At 68.5% G+C, this 14,681-nt stretch carries 12 protein-coding genes and 1 tRNA gene; 8 read left to right on the forward strand and 5 right to left on the reverse strand.

Annotation, left to right across the window (positions count from 1 at the left end; translation table 11 throughout):
- Nucleotides 1-23: 23 nt before the first annotated feature.
- A complete protein-coding gene (locus Q0066_RS10505; RefSeq protein WP_298132664.1) occupies nt 24-1,028 on the reverse strand; it encodes a glycosyltransferase in 1,005 nt (334 codons plus the stop codon).
- Nucleotides 1,029-1,138: 110 nt separating this feature from the next.
- Here Q0066_RS10505 and Q0066_RS10510 point away from each other — a divergent pair, with 110 nt between their 5' ends.
- The gene (locus Q0066_RS10510) at nt 1,139-2,911 is read left to right on the forward strand and encodes a DUF4012 domain-containing protein (RefSeq protein ID WP_298132666.1); all 1,773 of its coding nucleotides are present in this window, start codon (nt 1,139-1,141) and stop codon (nt 2,909-2,911) included.
- A gap of 93 nt (nt 2,912-3,004) precedes the next feature.
- Here the strand turns inward: Q0066_RS10510 and Q0066_RS10515 are convergent, their stop codons facing one another.
- The 4 genes from Q0066_RS10515 to Q0066_RS10530 all read right to left on the reverse strand — a co-directional run bounded on the left by Q0066_RS10515 (nt 3,005) and on the right by Q0066_RS10530 (nt 7,789).
- Nucleotides 3,005-4,429 carry a glycosyltransferase gene (locus tag Q0066_RS10515; RefSeq protein WP_298132668.1) on the reverse strand — a complete coding sequence of 475 codons (1,425 nt, stop codon included), beginning with the start codon at nt 4,427-4,429 and terminating at the stop codon, nt 3,005-3,007.
- A 232-nt stretch (nt 4,430-4,661) separates the two neighbouring features.
- On the reverse strand, nt 4,662-6,041 hold the full coding sequence (locus Q0066_RS10520; RefSeq protein ID WP_298132670.1) for a hypothetical protein: 1,380 nt from the start codon (nt 6,039-6,041) through the stop codon (nt 4,662-4,664).
- Nucleotides 6,041-6,742, reverse strand: a complete 702-nt coding sequence (locus tag Q0066_RS10525; protein WP_298132672.1) for an ABC transporter ATP-binding protein — start codon at nt 6,740-6,742, stop codon at nt 6,041-6,043. Before Q0066_RS10525 ends, Q0066_RS10520 begins: the two co-directional genes overlap by 1 nt.
- A 123-nt stretch (nt 6,743-6,865) precedes the next feature.
- Nucleotides 6,866-7,789 (reverse strand): hypothetical protein, encoded by a 924-nt coding sequence (locus Q0066_RS10530; protein ID WP_298132674.1) that lies wholly within the window; start codon nt 7,787-7,789, stop codon nt 6,866-6,868.
- Nucleotides 7,790-9,155: 1,366 nt separating this feature from the next.
- Here Q0066_RS10530 and Q0066_RS10535 point away from each other — a divergent pair.
- The 7 genes from Q0066_RS10535 (at nt 9,156) to Q0066_RS10565 (ending at nt 14,540) form a co-directional block, all read left to right on the forward strand.
- Nucleotides 9,156-10,352 (forward strand): histidine kinase, encoded by a 1,197-nt coding sequence (locus Q0066_RS10535; protein ID WP_298132676.1) that lies wholly within the window; start codon nt 9,156-9,158, stop codon nt 10,350-10,352.
- 64 nt (nt 10,353-10,416) lie between these two features.
- Nucleotides 10,417-11,085: a response regulator transcription factor gene (locus tag Q0066_RS10540; protein WP_298132677.1), complete on the forward strand. Its 669-nt coding sequence runs from the start codon at nt 10,417-10,419 to the stop codon at nt 11,083-11,085.
- A 12-nt stretch (nt 11,086-11,097) separates the two neighbouring features.
- Complete coding sequence (locus tag Q0066_RS10545) at nt 11,098-11,922, forward strand: hydrolase (protein WP_298132679.1); 825 nt, start codon at nt 11,098-11,100, stop codon at nt 11,920-11,922.
- Nucleotides 11,923-11,934: 12 nt separating this feature from the next.
- Complete coding sequence (locus Q0066_RS10550) at nt 11,935-12,963, forward strand: YdcF family protein (protein WP_298132681.1); 1,029 nt, start codon at nt 11,935-11,937, stop codon at nt 12,961-12,963.
- Between the two features lie 145 nt (nt 12,964-13,108).
- Complete coding sequence (locus tag Q0066_RS10555) at nt 13,109-13,909, forward strand: sigma-70 family RNA polymerase sigma factor (RefSeq protein WP_298132683.1); 801 nt, start codon at nt 13,109-13,111, stop codon at nt 13,907-13,909.
- A gap of 18 nt (nt 13,910-13,927) precedes the next feature.
- A complete protein-coding gene (locus Q0066_RS10560) occupies nt 13,928-14,431 on the forward strand; it encodes a hypothetical protein (RefSeq protein ID WP_298132685.1) in 504 nt (167 codons plus the stop codon).
- Nucleotides 14,432-14,467: 36 nt separating this feature from the next.
- A tRNA-Asn gene (locus Q0066_RS10565) sits at nt 14,468-14,540 on the forward strand.
- Nucleotides 14,541-14,681 lie beyond the last annotated feature (141 nt).

Genomic DNA, 14,681 nt, shown 5'->3' on the forward strand with positions numbered 1-14,681 from the left:
ACCGTGGACGACGTACTGCGGTGTCAGCCGCGGCGGCGTCCGACTTGCCACCATCTGCGGGCGCCCGGAGTCGACAGCCGTCCGGACGCGCGGGCGCGGCCTTCTCGCAATGCCACCGCGTGCTCCAGCAGGCTCGCGGCGCGGCGGTCGAACGAATGCTCGACACGGATCCGTTCGGCCGTCGCGAGCCGCTGCGTCCGGTCGGGCCAGAGCTCATCCGGATCGGCACCGAGGAGGGCCCCCACTTCTCCCGCGGCGTTGCAGGCGACCACGCTTGCGCCGAAGAGTTCGGTCAGGCCGTCGATCTCGTCGCTCAACACGCGCGCCCCGCAGGCTACTGCGTCGAACAGCCGGTTCGAGACGAAGCCGGCTCGGCGCATGTCCTCCCAATGGTCGTTGAGCACGATCCGGGCCGCGGCGTAGTGGGCGCCCACGTCGGCGTTGGGCACCGACTTCGCCACCAGCCTGCCCGCCTGCGGCGTGTTCTCCCAGCCGGTGCCGATGATCGCCACCTCGGCCACGTCGGCCGCCGCCTCGACCAGCGGACGGTGCGCGCCACGCCGGGCGTTGCCGATGAACAACACCCTGCCCGCCGTCCCGGGTGTCGCATCCTCGGCCCGGCCCGGGTGGCACAACTCGACGTCGGTGCATTGCAGCAGTGGGGTGATCGCAATCCCCCACTCGTCGGCACGCTGGCGGGCCCAACGGGGCCCGGCGGCGAACACGGCGTCGTAGCGGCCCGCCTCGTCGGCGGTCACGTCGTCAGGGTGCGAGATCACCCACAGCAGGTTGATCGCTCCTGGTTGCGGCGGGCCGATCTCGAGTCCGCGCAGGGCCAGCACCACATCGTCCTCGGCCCGGCTGGCCCGCTCCCGGGTGTCGCGGCGGTCGATCGTCACCTGCTGGCCGAGCCTGCGCAGCGCGCGGGCCAGCGACTCCGCGAAGTGCGTGTCGCCCCACAGATCGCCCCAGCGTCCCGGAGTGGCGGCGGTGTCGATCGCCCACCGCAGCCGCGGTGCTTGACCCATGCCGTCCGACGCCACTCGTCACCCCCAGAGAGATGGTCAAATCTAGTGCCTCACATCCATCCCCGGCTGCCAGGACGCCCGGCTTCGTCCGGCTGGCTACGATCAACACCATGACGACTGCCGCTCCCGATTCCGAGGCGGCGGGCGACGACACCCCCTCAGCCGATTCCGCTCCCACACGGCCGGCTCGCAGGCGCCGTCGAGCCCGCTGGATTGTCCTGTCCGTGCTGGCCGTGGTGGTGGTATTCGGTGCCGTCGCAGCCTGGCTGGGCTTACGGGTGCTGACGGTGCAGAACGAGCTCACCGCCGCGCAGGCGGCGGTCAACGACGTCCGCAAGGGCGGTGACCCGAAGGCGGCCCTGCAGGTGGTGGCGGACCGGTCCGCTGCCGCGGTTGCGGCCAGCGACGGTGCACTGTGGGCGCTGGCCGAGCGGGCGCCCGTGATCGGCCCGAATCTGAAGGCCGCACGGCTCGCTTCCCGCTCTTTGAACGAGTTGAGCGCGGGGTTGGCGGTTCCGGCGATGGCCGCGCTCGATGCCCCCGGTTCCGAGCCCACCCTGCAGCGGCTCCTCCCGGTGGTGCAGCGCGCCTCGGCCGAGATCAGTACGCTCACCGCCGAGATCAAGCAGGTCCGGCAGAGCCCCGATCTGGTGCCGCAGGTGCGCGGCGGTGTCGATCAGCTCGGCGACATCATGGACGCCGCCGACCCCGTGTTGCGGCTGATGCCGGGCATGCTCGGCGCCGACGGCCCGCGCAACTACATCCTGGCGGCGCAGAGCAATGCCGAGGTGCTGGCACTCGGCGGCAGCGTCGCGTCGCAGAGCCTGGTCCGGTTCGCCGACGGCACCGCCAAGATCATCAAACAGGCTGACAGCAGCCAGTACCGCAACGGCGTGGCGGTGAAGAGCGACATCGACAAGAGTGCGCTCAAGTTGTACAACGACTACCTGATCACCCACATCAACACCAGCGTCGGACGTCCGGACTTCCCCACCGCGGCCAAAACGATCCGGGCGTTCTGGAACCGGGACATCGACCCGGACAAGGTCGACGGGGTCATCTCGGTGGATCCGCTGGCCCTGGCCCGGGTGATGCGCGCCACCGGTCCGGTGAAGGTCGACGGCCACACGATCAACAGCGACAACGCGGCCTCGTTCCTGCTCAGCCGCGCCTACCAGCTCTACGAGCCCAAGGTTGCCGACAAGATCTTCAAAGAGGTCGCCGTGTCGGTGATGGACAAGCTGGTGGCGGGCAAGGTCGACGCCGCCAAGCTGGTACCGGCCGTCTCCGAAGGCGTCCAGGCCGGCAGCATCATGTTCTGGAGTGCCGATCCCGTGGTTCAGCAGGAGATCGCAAAGACTCCGTTGGCCGGCATCCTGCCGACCGACAACAAGGAGTCGACCACGATCGGCGTGTTCTATCGCGACGCCTCACTGGGTTCCAAGATCGACTACTACCTGCGGTCGAAGGTGAAAACGACCAGCACCTGCAATGCCGACGGAACACGCTCGTACACGGTGTCGACCACGCTGTGGCTCGACCTCACCAAGGCCCAGAACGTCAAGCTGCCGCGCTACGTGACCGGCGGAGACCCAGCGACCAAGGTGTACCGGACGCAGCTCTTCGTCTACGGCCCGCCGGGCACCACGGTCACCGACTCCCCTCGTCGGACCGAGAAGTCATGGAACTGGCGACCGACCGACTCCACCGACCTGGGGCGTCCGGTGCCGTCGTTCATGACGATCAACGACCTGGGCGCCAAGAAGGTCACGCTCTCGGTGACCTTCACCGGCCCGGCCGGCGAGTACGGGCCGGTCGCGGTGCGCACCACCCCGATCGTCCACCCGACCGAGGTGGAGATCGGCGCGGGCTGCGTGGGCTGAGCCTCGATCCGCCGGTGGGCGGCGCTGAGATTAACGGAACCCGTTGCCAGAGAGGTTCCGACAAGCTCGACCAATCATGATGATCAGCGGGTCTCAGCTCACCCCGAAGATCCGTGACCGCTCGTCGCCCAGCACCCACCGGCCGGTGACCACCAGGTCGAGGTTGTCCGGCTGCCAGCGCAACGCCCGCAACGCGCGGCGGTTCAGCCGCACCGACGTCGACCAAGGGGTGACTCCGAGCGGTCGCAACTGGGACTGGGTGGCCACCGCGAGTGAGGTGCCGCTGTGCGGGTCGGTGAGGACGCGGAGCCGGCGCTCGCCGGGCAGGTCCGCCACCGGTATCCCGTCCTGGCTGGCCTGCAGCATCGCCTTCTGCGCCTCGCGACTGATCCACAGCGATCGCGGGCTCGCCTCCACCGAGGTGGCCGCGACCGTCCGGCCGGCGTCGGGGCGTCCGATCCTGCGGGCGTTGGCGGCCATCTCGCGGATCCGTTTCGGGTCGGCGAGCAGCAGGTCGATCTTGTAGCCGACGGTCGTGGCGTAGTTGCAGCGCACCGCCGCACCCTCCTCGACCAGCACGTCGGCGTTGCGCACCTCCTGCCCGGGGATCGGGTTGATGATCACCATCGGCAGCCCCGCAGCCATGCATTCCGACGACGACAACCCGCCCGGTTTGCCGACGAACAGGGTGGCGACCCGCATCAGGTCGACCATCTCGTCGGTGTAGCCGAGCACCGTGAACCGCTCCGTGTCATCGCCGACCGCGGCCACCACGTCCCGCCGCAACGCCTCGTTGTTGCCGCAGACGACGACCGCCTGGAAACGCTGATTGCTGCGCCGCACCTGGCGGACGATGTTGAGCGTGTAGCTACCGCCGGAGGCGCCGGCCGAGATCAGCACCACCGGCAGCCGGGGATGCAGCCCGAACCGTCGTCGGACGGCCGCGGTGTCCACCGGCTCACCCAGCCCGGCCCGCACCGGGATGCCCGAGGCATGCACCCGGTCACGTGGCACGCCGAGGTTGGCCATGTGCTCACGAGCCTCGTCACGGGCGACGAAGAAATGGTTGAACGGCGACGTCAGCCACAGGCCCTGGAAATCGTAATCGGTGGTCACCACGGTGAGTGAGGCGTGCAACTGGCGCCGGGCCAGCATCAGGGCGACCAGCCGGGCCGGCAGGAAGTGCGTGCAGATCACCAGATCGGGGTCGTAGTCACGGATCCGCCGCACCACGCCGGTGGTGTTCAGCTGATCCCACCACTGCACCAACGGCGCTCGTTTGAACGGCGAATCCTGGGTGTCGTAGCCCCAGCCGACCACCCATGGGGCCTCGGCGACCAGCGCGAAGTAGCCGTCGTCGTAGAGCTTCTGGAACGCCTCGTTGGTGGTCTCCAGGATGTCGATGCGGCGCACCTCGTCGACGTCCGAGTGATGAGCCAACGCGTGCTCCACGGCACTGCCGGCCTGATTGTGGCCGGCCCCGACGCCGGCCGCCAGGATCAGAGTGCGTTGGCCCATGGCCCGATCGTAGAGGTCATCGCGCGCGAGGTCGCCGGATGGGACCCGTGGCGGCGCCGTGGTTGGCCACCGGCGTGAAGCTTCAGCCGGCCTGGTGATCCGCATCCGTCGCTCTGGGTTCCCGTCATCCCGGGCTTGCCCCGGGATCTCCGCCGCGACCCGCACGGAGCTCTGGTGGAGATCCCGTCGTTCGCCGAGATGACATTGGTCGCTCGGACGACCAAGACATCCACTACTCGGCCCGGACGCCGACGCCGGAGAGGGCGGCCCGGAGCACCGGTCGGCAGGCCTCACCGGCGGCCCAGACCAGGGCGATGCCGGCCAGCAGGGACGCCACGAACAGCAACGGCCCGATCGAGGCGGGTTGCATGCTGGGCAACTGAGCGAAGAACAACACCGCCAGGCCGCCCGATCCCAGGGCGCTGAGCGCCGCAGGAGCAACCACCTCGACCAGCCGGGTGCGGTCGTGCAGGCTGCCCGGCACGCCCAGGTTGGCCAGCTGGCGCAGTTCCCGGCGCCGGTCGAGCACCCCGGAGGCCTGATTCAGCAGGGTGGACGTGGCAGCCACCAGGAAGGCGATGCCGAGGGTCAGGTAGGTGCCGGTGCGGACGTCCTCGGCCAGGATCCGCAGCAGCGGGTCCTCGCTGTAGGCGGTGAAATCGGGCAGGCTGACCAGGGCACCCCCGGTGAAGCCGACGAAGGCCAGCCCCGAGACCGATCGCCAGGCACTCTTCGGGTCGGCCAGCAGCCGGCGTCCGGCCAACAGCACGGCGGGTCGTCCTGACCGGGTGAGCAGCAACCCGAGCAGTTGCAACAGCCACGGTCCAACCAGGTTGATCACGCCCATGAACAGGGCCAGCACGACCAGCACAATGGCCGCCGACGCCACGAACTCCCGGGCCAGGTTGAGCATCGGCGCCACGATGATCCAGGCGGCGATCACCAGCGGCACGGCGAGCAGCCGCCACAGCTTCAGCGCCGGACGCGGCGCCCGGCGGGCCACCCCGAGCGGCGAGATGGTCAACCGCATCAGGCCGGTCACCGAGCTCAGGCCCGCCAACACCACCAGACCGGCCACGGTCGCTGCGATCGCCCAGGCCGGCAGCAGCATCTCGGCGGCGCTCAGCGGCGTCGCCTGGAAGCTGATCGCCGCCCAGGCCGGCAGGGTGAGCAGATAACCGACCACCCCTAGCACCCCGCCGGCGAGCCCGGCCAACATCGTCTCCACGGTGCTCAGCGCAATGGCCTGGCCGCCGGTGATGCCGAGCAGCCGCAGGGTGGAGAGCCGCTGGTCGCGGCCCAGTGCGCCCATCCGGGCCGCAGCCGCGCCGAGGGTGACCAAGGGCACGATCAGCAGGACGCCGGCGCAGGCCGCCAGCAGCGTCCAGATGACCAGCTCGGGCACGCCTTGGGCGGCGTTCGGGCCGAGGGCGGCGACGAACGCCGCGGGCGGACTCACCTGGCGGTTGACGAACGTGTTCACGCCGGCGAGCACCGACAGCAGCAGCCAGCTGCTCACCGTGAAGGCGAGGACGGCGAGCAGGTCGATCAGCCCGGTGCCGGCCCGGATGCGGCCGCGCAGCAACAGCGGAGCGATACGGAACTGGTGCATCAGGCGGCCCTCCGGGTGAGGAAGTCGTTGCTGACCCGGCCGTCGACGATCTCGACGTGCCGTTGGCACCAGTCCGCGACGTGGGCGTCATGGGTGACCACCACCAGGCTGGCGCCGACGGCGGCGACCGCCGAGGTCAGCACCCGCATCACCTCGGCACCGGTCGCCTGGTCGAGGGCACCGGTGGGTTCGTCGGCGAGCACCACGTCGGGCTGGCCGACCAGGGCACGAGCGATGGCGACCCGGTGCGCCTGGCCGCCGGACAGCTGCCCGGGCCGGCGCGCTTCCAGGCCGGACAGGCCCAGCCACTGCAGGCAGTCCCCCGCCCGCCGGAACGCTTCGGCACGCGGGCGTCCGAGCAGCAGCAGCGGCAACGCCACGTTCTCCAGCGCGCTGAGTTCGGGCAGCAGCTGGCCGTCCTGGAAGACGAAGCCCATCCGGGCCAGCCGGATCCGGCTGCGGGCGGCGTCCGAGGCCAGCGAGACCGGCTCGCCACCGAGGCTGACGTCGCCCTCATCGGGCCGCAGGATGCCGGCCAGGCAGTGCAGCAGGGTCGACTTACCGGAGCCGGACGGCCCCATCACCGACACCGACTGCCCGGCGGGAATGTCGATGCTGACCCGGTCGAGGGCCCGGACATCGCCGAAGGACTTGGAGATCTGCCGGGCCTGCAGGGCGGCCCGCTGGTGGTTCGTCGTCATGCAATCAGCCAACCGTGCGGCGGCCGTTCGATCACTGGCGCTGCCCGGTGTCTGCTGGGTAGTGCCAGCGCTACCCCATGGTGGTGCCGGCGCCCAACCTTCGGCGACTTGTCGTGCCCAGGGTCACCACAGCTTCTTGATCTCGACTTGGACGATCTTTCGCGCCTTCAGCCATTCGTCAAGACAAGCGCTCAATGCAGTTTCCGACCCAGCGAAACCCAGGACCGACTGGTTACTGCTCGCAGAGGGGTGGCCGTGGCCAGCAGGAGAGTCGCCGCGGGAGCAATCAGCACACATCACACGAACCCCCGACCAATTGTCAACACCCAGGCTGTGGCTCACCGCCAGATCAGCCAGTGTTGAGATGTCCCGATTCGTCGCGTCGGTGACGATCGCCTGCCAGGTGGGTAGGCCAGAGTCGACGAGTTTGTCCAGTTCGTCGAACACGTCGAAGTCCTGCTCACCCAGCATGCGGATCCCCGTGGGCTCTCCGTCGTGAAGCACCACATCGCCAAAGCGATGACCCGACTGAGGCCTCGGGACACTCTGCACCACGGCATGAGCTGGGCTCAGACGACGGCACCACACCACCTCGGTATCGCCGAACTGAGGCAATCGCTGAAGAGACAAACTAGAGTGACTTGGATTCAACCGGACCGGCGTCTTCCCGAAGTCTCTCTCGATCGTTCCGGACTCATCGGCCAGGCCAGCGATACCGTACAGCGTCCACGCGCGTCGGGCAGTCGCCCAGTCCCCTGTGGCCGTGGCGGCAATGCCTAGATTCCACGCGGCTGGATTCGATCCATCGAACTCTGCGGCGACCTCATTGTTGAACAATGCCACGGCACGCTCGTTACGAGTAGCGCACATCGGCCAGTCTTGAATGGCTTTCGAATGCAGCCCGGCCTCAAACCACGCATAAAAGGAATCTGGAAGAGCGCGAGTCATCTCGTCAGCACACAAGCCCGCTTCCACTACACTACCCGCATCATTGGCGGCCAACCAGTCGCCCCAAATTTGCTCTGCCTCTCGCACGCCAACCACCACTCTGCAAATCGTAAGCACCTTAATTCACCATGCCCTGCGCACGCCTAACCGAGCAAGCACATAGAATGTACATTGGCGTCTGAGGTTGACCCCGACCTAACTCACACACCCTCGGGGCGATTGAGCGGCGAGTCAGGACAGCCAAGCCTAGAAGCTCGAACGCCGCCATCGATCGCCTACTCTGGTACGCTCCGCTTCCTCATTCTTGCCGAGATCAAGAACCTCCAGGATGGTCGGGTCATACTCGATTGCGTGGCCCATACCTACCACCCGAAAGTAGCTTCCATCTTGGGGGTGGTCGTCCCCACATAACACACACCAGTCACCCTCAGGTCTAGTCACATACAGAATCGGCCGAGTCTTCTCGAATATATGGATACACATATAGGTCTTCGTGTCGCCCGCCGGAAGGCCAGCACCTATTCTTTTCATCTTCTCATTCTTCGTCACTATCAACCTCGCAAAACATTGCCGCTGATCCTCACCTGGGTCGATTCTTCCACTTGTCTAGAGTGCGCGCGCCCTTCGAGCGATTGCACGTCCTGCATGCGACCTCAATGTTCTGGACGACCTGCACGGGCCCATCTCGGGGATCGTTCGAGTGCGCCCGCACATCAACACCAGTCCTCACCCGGTCTACGATCTGGACAGTTCATCCCAGCGGTGGAGCCTCTACAGCGCCGTGGTGTGCGACGGGTTGCCGAGCGAGCAGGCCGCCATCCTCAACCGGGAGTTCTTGCTTGCCCTCTGGGCCGACCTGACCCCTCCTCTCCGTTGCCGAGCAATCTGGGAAACCAGGTTTCCCGAGTTGGCTGAGTTGTCGCGGACCAGGGCGTCGTAGGTGCTGCCCTTCCACCGGAGACTGGCAGAAATCGGACTGGCCGCTATCGCCGAGTTCGGGTTCGTCTTGGCCGGCGGCTACGCGATATCGGCCAACGGGATGGGCGACCGCCCGTCCCAGGACATCGACATGTTCCACCAACCGTTCCGAGCCCGATGAGTTCGCGACAGCGGTCGAATGGCTCCGAGAAGCCCTATCGACCGGCGGACGCTCGCCCTCCGCTTCCGCGAGGCCAGCAGGCACGACGAAGCGGCCTTCGCCCAGTACGGCGTGAACGCCGTCCGCCGCGCACGGATCCTCACCACTTCGCCGAGTGGGCTACCGAACTGGACCCACCGCCACCCGAGAGCAGTCAGTGGGGCTCGTCCACGGCCCCATCGCCACGCCAGTGACGCGTTCGCTAGTTCGTTGGCGGTGTGGCCAGGCGGTGCTGTCGCCGAGGTAGTTCCGCAGGTAGTGCCAGCACTACCCGAGGGTGGACGTGGCGCCCTGCCATGCAGGCGCCGACGCTTCTAGGGTGGCAGGGTGACCCAACCCAACCAGTCGCGCGAGGCCGCGATCCGCGCCCGGCTGAAACCGCCGCCGAACCCGTTGCGGATGCTGGTCAGCCCGCTCGGCTGGGGTGCGGTGGCGTACTGCGCGACAGCGATCCTGGGCGGTATCGCGGCATTGCTGGCCGGCATCCTGGGCATCTTCGTGTTGCCGCTGGTGGCCTGGGGTACGGCCAACCTGGAGGCCCGCCGGCTGCGGCTGCTCGGGCTGCACCGGTCAGGTCCGCTGCGCAGCGGACCGATCCGGCATCCCTGGGACGCCGCGGGTTTACGTGAGGGCAACCTCGCCGTGTGGGGCATCGCCGTGCTGTTCGCGCTGGTCGACTTCCTGCCCGGCGCGGTGTTGGTCCTTCTTGTCCTGGGCCTGGTCAGCCAGTTGATCGGCACCATCGGCGAGCCCCCGACAGCCAACCACCTCGGCCTCTGGCTCATGCTGATGATCGTGCTGATCGCCGGCCTCTACGTGGCCTGGGCGTTGGCCAGCGTGCAGGCGATCCTGGTCGAGGATCTGGTCCGGCCGCGCGCCGAGCTGCGTGAACAGCTCGACCAGCTGACCACCTCACGCCGCGAACTGGTGGACGTCTTCGCCTCCGAGCGACGCCGGATCGAGCGGGATCTGCACGACGGGGCGCAGCAGCACCTGGTGCTGCTCAGCATGCAGCTCGGTGAGGCCGAATACGCCCTGGACGGCGGACGCCCCGAGGCTGTCCGGGACGCCCTGGCCGCCGCGCACACCTCGATGGAGGCGGCCATGACGTCGCTGCGCGACACGGTGCGCGGCATCCATCCGCAGATCCTCACCGACCGGGGCCTGGCCGCCGCCGTCACCGAACTCGCCGAGCGCCAGCCGCTGCCCGTCACCGTGGGCATCAACGGGACGCGGCAGCCGTCCGAGCAACTGGCGCTCTCGGTGTACTACCTGGTCAGCGAGGCGTTCACCAACGCCGTCAAGCATGCCGTGGCGACCACGGTGGCCGTCCGACTCGACCTCAGCGACCCGCTTCAGGTGGAGGTGTACGACGACGGCATCGGCGGCGCGGTGGTCCGGCCCGGCCATGGGCTCAGCGGCATGATCGAACGCGTCCAGACCTTCGGTGGGGCGTGCTGGGTGAGCAGTCCCCCGGGCGGCCCGACGCTGATCCGGGCGTCCTTCCCGAACCCCGTCCGATGAGACCGACGGAGAGCGAAGTGTCCGAGGCCGTCGGTACGGTGAGCCGAACAGGAGAGGGGAACTGATGCGGATTCTGGTGGCCGACGACGCAGCGCTGATCCGGGCCGGCCTGGTCGGCCTGCTGGAGCGGGCTGGGCACCAGGTCGTCGCCGAGGCCGCGGACGCCCCCGAGCTGATCGCCCGGTGCACCGGTTTGGCGCAGAGCGCCGAAGGGCTGCCCGATCTGGTGATCACCGACGTGAGAATGCCGCCGACGATGACCGACGACGGGCTGCGGGCTGCCGTCCAACTGCGGGAGACCTACCCGGGGCTGCCGATGCTGATGGTCAGCCAGTACGTCGCCCCGGCGTACGCGGCGACACTGCTCGAAGCCAACGCGGCCGGCGGCGTCGGTTACCTGCTGAAGGAACGGGTCGGACGGGTGGCCGACTTCATGCGGTCGGCCGAACTGGTCGCGGCCGGCGAGGTGGTGATGGATCCCGAGGTGGTGGCCCAGCTGCTCAACGCCCGGCGGACCGACCCCAGGCTGAGCCGGTTGACCCCGCGCGAACTCGAGGTGCTGTCGTTGATGGCGAAGGGTGCCGCGAATCAGCAGATCGCCGGCCAACTGGTGATCACCCCGGCGGCAGTCGCCAAACATGTGGCGAACATCTTCGCCAAGCTCGATCTGGGTCCGAACGAGGACAACCGCCGGGTCCGGGCCGTGCTGGCCTACCTCAACGGCGTCCGCTGAGAAGGAGTTGCGATGACCGTGACGGAATGGATCTGCCGCATCTGCGGCGTGGAACAGGCGGTGGCCGCCGAGCCGCCGAAGGCGTGCCCGATCTGCACCGACGAACGGCAGTACGTGCCGCCGTCCGGACCGGCCTGGACGAGCACCGAACGGCTGCTCGCCGAGGGACACCGACTGGTGATCACCGAGATGGAACCCGGCCTGTGGGGGCTGCGCGCCGAGCCGAAGGTGGGCATCGGACAGACCGCGCTGCTGGCTCGCGGCACGGCGGGGAATCTCCTGTTCGATGTCCCGCCGTTCGTCGATCCGGAAGCGCTGGAGGCGATGGAACGACTGGGCGGGGTCGCAGCGATCCTGGCCAGCCATCCCCACATGTACGGCGCGCAGGTCGCCTGGAGCCGCTCTCTGGGCGGCGTCCCGGTGTACGTGGCCCGGAAGGACCTGGGCTGGGTGCAACGCAGGGACCCGGTGATCGTCGCCTGGGACACCTCATTCGAACCGGTGCCCGGAATCTGGGCGAGCCAGGTCGGCGGACACTTCCCCGGCCAGACCGTCGCGCACTGGCGCGGCGCGGACGACTCGGGTGTACTGCTCGCCGGTGACGCCTGCTCGGTGCGGCCGGACGGCAACGTCAGCTTCCAGCGCAGCTACCCGAACATGATCCCGATGTCGCCGCGCGGCGTCCGGCAGATCGTGGACGGCTTCGACGAACATCCCTACCGCCGGCTCTACGACAACTTCGCCGGACGCATCGCCGACGACGCCCTGGCCACGGTCCGGTTCTCCGCGAACCGCTACCTGGCCTGGATCGCCGGTGAGCACGACGAGTTGATCTGAGGTCGTCTCTTGATGCTGGAACTCCCGGGCGGGGTAGCCATTCTTCTGGTGGCGCTGACGATCAGCGTCACCAGCGATCCACGCAAAATGCGCACCGCGCTCTATCTGTTGGCACTGCTCAGTTGGCTGCTGATGACCGTGGTCGGGCTGACAGTGGGCGCGGCCGACGCGTTCGACCCGCGACTCGGCGGCTACACCTTCCTCGCGCTGGCGGTGCTCATGCTCGGCACCGTGGTCGCGCTGGCCGGCTTCCTTGTCGTCACCGGAATCACCCTGCTGCGCCGTGAGGGTTTCGCGCTGTCGCGGCTGCTGGGGTTCGGATTGGGCGTCGGGATGCTCGGCTACATAGGGCTGTGGGTGGCGGTCGTGGCCACCGCGTCGAGCCAGTGGGCCGCCGGTCTGCTGCTTCTCGGATTGCCGCTGGGCTACCTGGGTTTCGGCTTCGTCGCCTTCCTGCTCTACGGGGCGCTCTACCCCGCCGTGATGGGCCGGCGCGGACGGCCGGTGGCAGCGGTCGTGGTGCTGGGCTCGGGATTGATCGGCGGCAAGGTGCCACCGTTGCTGGCCTCCCGGATCCGCCGCGGCCGCGCCTTGTACGACAAGTTCGCCGACCGCCCTCCCCTGCTGGTCACCTCCGGTGGTCAGGGCCCCGACGAGCCGGTGCCGGAAGGCCGGGCGATGGCCGAGTTCCTGACCGACGACGGGTTCCCCCAGGAGCGCGTCGTGGCCGAGGAGCGGTCCCGCAACACCGAACAGAACCTTGCCTACAGCGCCGAACTGCTTGCCGCACGCGGCATCGTAGGACCGATCGCGGCCGTCACCAACAACTTCCATGCCTTCCGGGCGGCGCTGCTGATGCGCCGGCTCGGGATCGCCGGCTACTCGGTCGGTTCGCCGACGGCCCGCTACTACTGGCCGACCGCGGTGATCCGCGAGTTCATCGCCGTGCTGCGCGACCACCTGGTGCTCAACGCCATCCTGCTCGGTCTGACCTGCCTGCCGTTCCTTGTCTACCTGGTGTCGTTGCTGGTCAACCGCTGAGCGCCACTGGTCATCATCGCTGCTTGTCCGGCTGGGATTGACGGTTTTGTGACACGTCCACACAGATCGGTGTTGTCACGGTGTTGCCTCCACAATGGGGCGGAGCCGGGTGATCGGCGCGGCGTCCGCGGCCAGCATCGGCGCCATGACCGAGACCATCAGACTGCTGGAAGCCGACGAAGAGATCCGGCTGGCGCGTGCCATCGAGGCGGGACTACTCGCCAGCGAGCAGTTGGCGCAGGACACTGCGTCGGCGGGAACGGCCGCCGAGCTGACCACGCTGGAACGCCAGGGACGCGACGCCTGGCAACGGTTCCTGCTCGCCAACGTCCGACTGGTTCAGAGCATCGCCACCAAGGAGGCCCGCCGCTCACCGGCCGGTCTGGACGAGCTCTTCCAGGAAGGATTCCTCGGCCTGACCGAGGCGTTGGTGCGCTGGGACCACACCAGCGGCTACCGCTTCAGCACCTACGCCAGTACCTGGATCAAGCGGCGGGTCTGCGATGCCGCCGTCGAGCAGCGGGTGCCCGCCTCGGCGCGGACCGCGTTGCGCGCCCGCGGCGTCCGGGGGCTGGCGGACGAACTGACCGCCGAGCTGCGCCGTCCCGCAAGTGACGCCGACGTCGCCCAGGTCCTGGGCCGCAGCGAACGCTGGGTGGCTCGGGTCCGGCATCTGTCCGTGTGGGCGCCGCTGGACCCGGACCTGGTGGTCGTCGGCCCGCACTCCGAGCCGATCGATGACACCGATCTGAGTCCCCTGCTGAGAGCACTCCCCGCCGCGGAGGCAGCCGTGGTGCGGACACGTTTCGGACTGGGTGGTGACTCTCCATTGCGGCAGGCTCCGGCCGCAGCGCGGCTGGGCATGTCGCTCAGCACACTGCGACGCCACGAAACCCGGGCGCTGCGTCGGCTGCGTGGCTGGATCCTGGCCGATCAGGCCGCGTGAGGCCGCGATAATGACCGAATGGGTCTCTTCGATCGCGCCGGGTTGCCGTCCGCCGACTTCCGCAGCCTCATTGCGGCCGTGGGCCGTCGCGTCCGGGTGTTGGCCTGGGCGCAGGGCGGGGACGGCCCGGTCGTCGGTCTGGCCGGACAACTCGCCATCCAGCAACCGGACGGCTGGCGTTTCGTGCCCTGGCACGAGATCGCCTCCGGCGGTTGGGATTCCGACAGCGGACGGCTGCGCTGGCGGCTCACCGATGGGAGCGACGGCGAGGTGCTGCTGCGTGACCCCGGCTCGCTGCCCGATCTGTTCCGCGAGCGGGTGGATGCCAGCATCGTCGTGCAGGAACGCTTCGAGTTGAACCGCGGGCGTGCGGCGATGATCGTCGCCCGGCGTCCGCTCGACGACGAGCACGCCGCCCTGCTGTGGACGGTGACCAGGCACGGTGGCAGCTTCGACACCGCGCAGATCGACCAGGCGGACGCCGAACTCGCCCGGCTGCGGGCCGAATACGACATCGCGTGAGCGTTCTGGTAACGTTTCTTCTCGCGCGCCGCGCGATCCCCTGTAGCTCAATTGGCAGAGCATCTGACTGTTAATCAGAGGGTTCCTGGTTCGAGTCCAGGCGGGGGAGCTTTCCATGTCCGGGAGCCTGAACACCCCTCCCAAGCCGGTCATCCCAGGCTTTCCCACCCCCGGCAGCCCGGGCTTTGCACCTCCGTCATCCCGCGCTTTCGCACCCCGTCATCCCGGGCTTTCGCACCCCGTCATCCCG

Origin of the sequence: Micropruina sp. (assembly GCF_027492755.1) — a bacterium.
Classification (GTDB): Bacteria; Actinomycetota; Actinomycetes; order Propionibacteriales; family Propionibacteriaceae; genus Micropruina.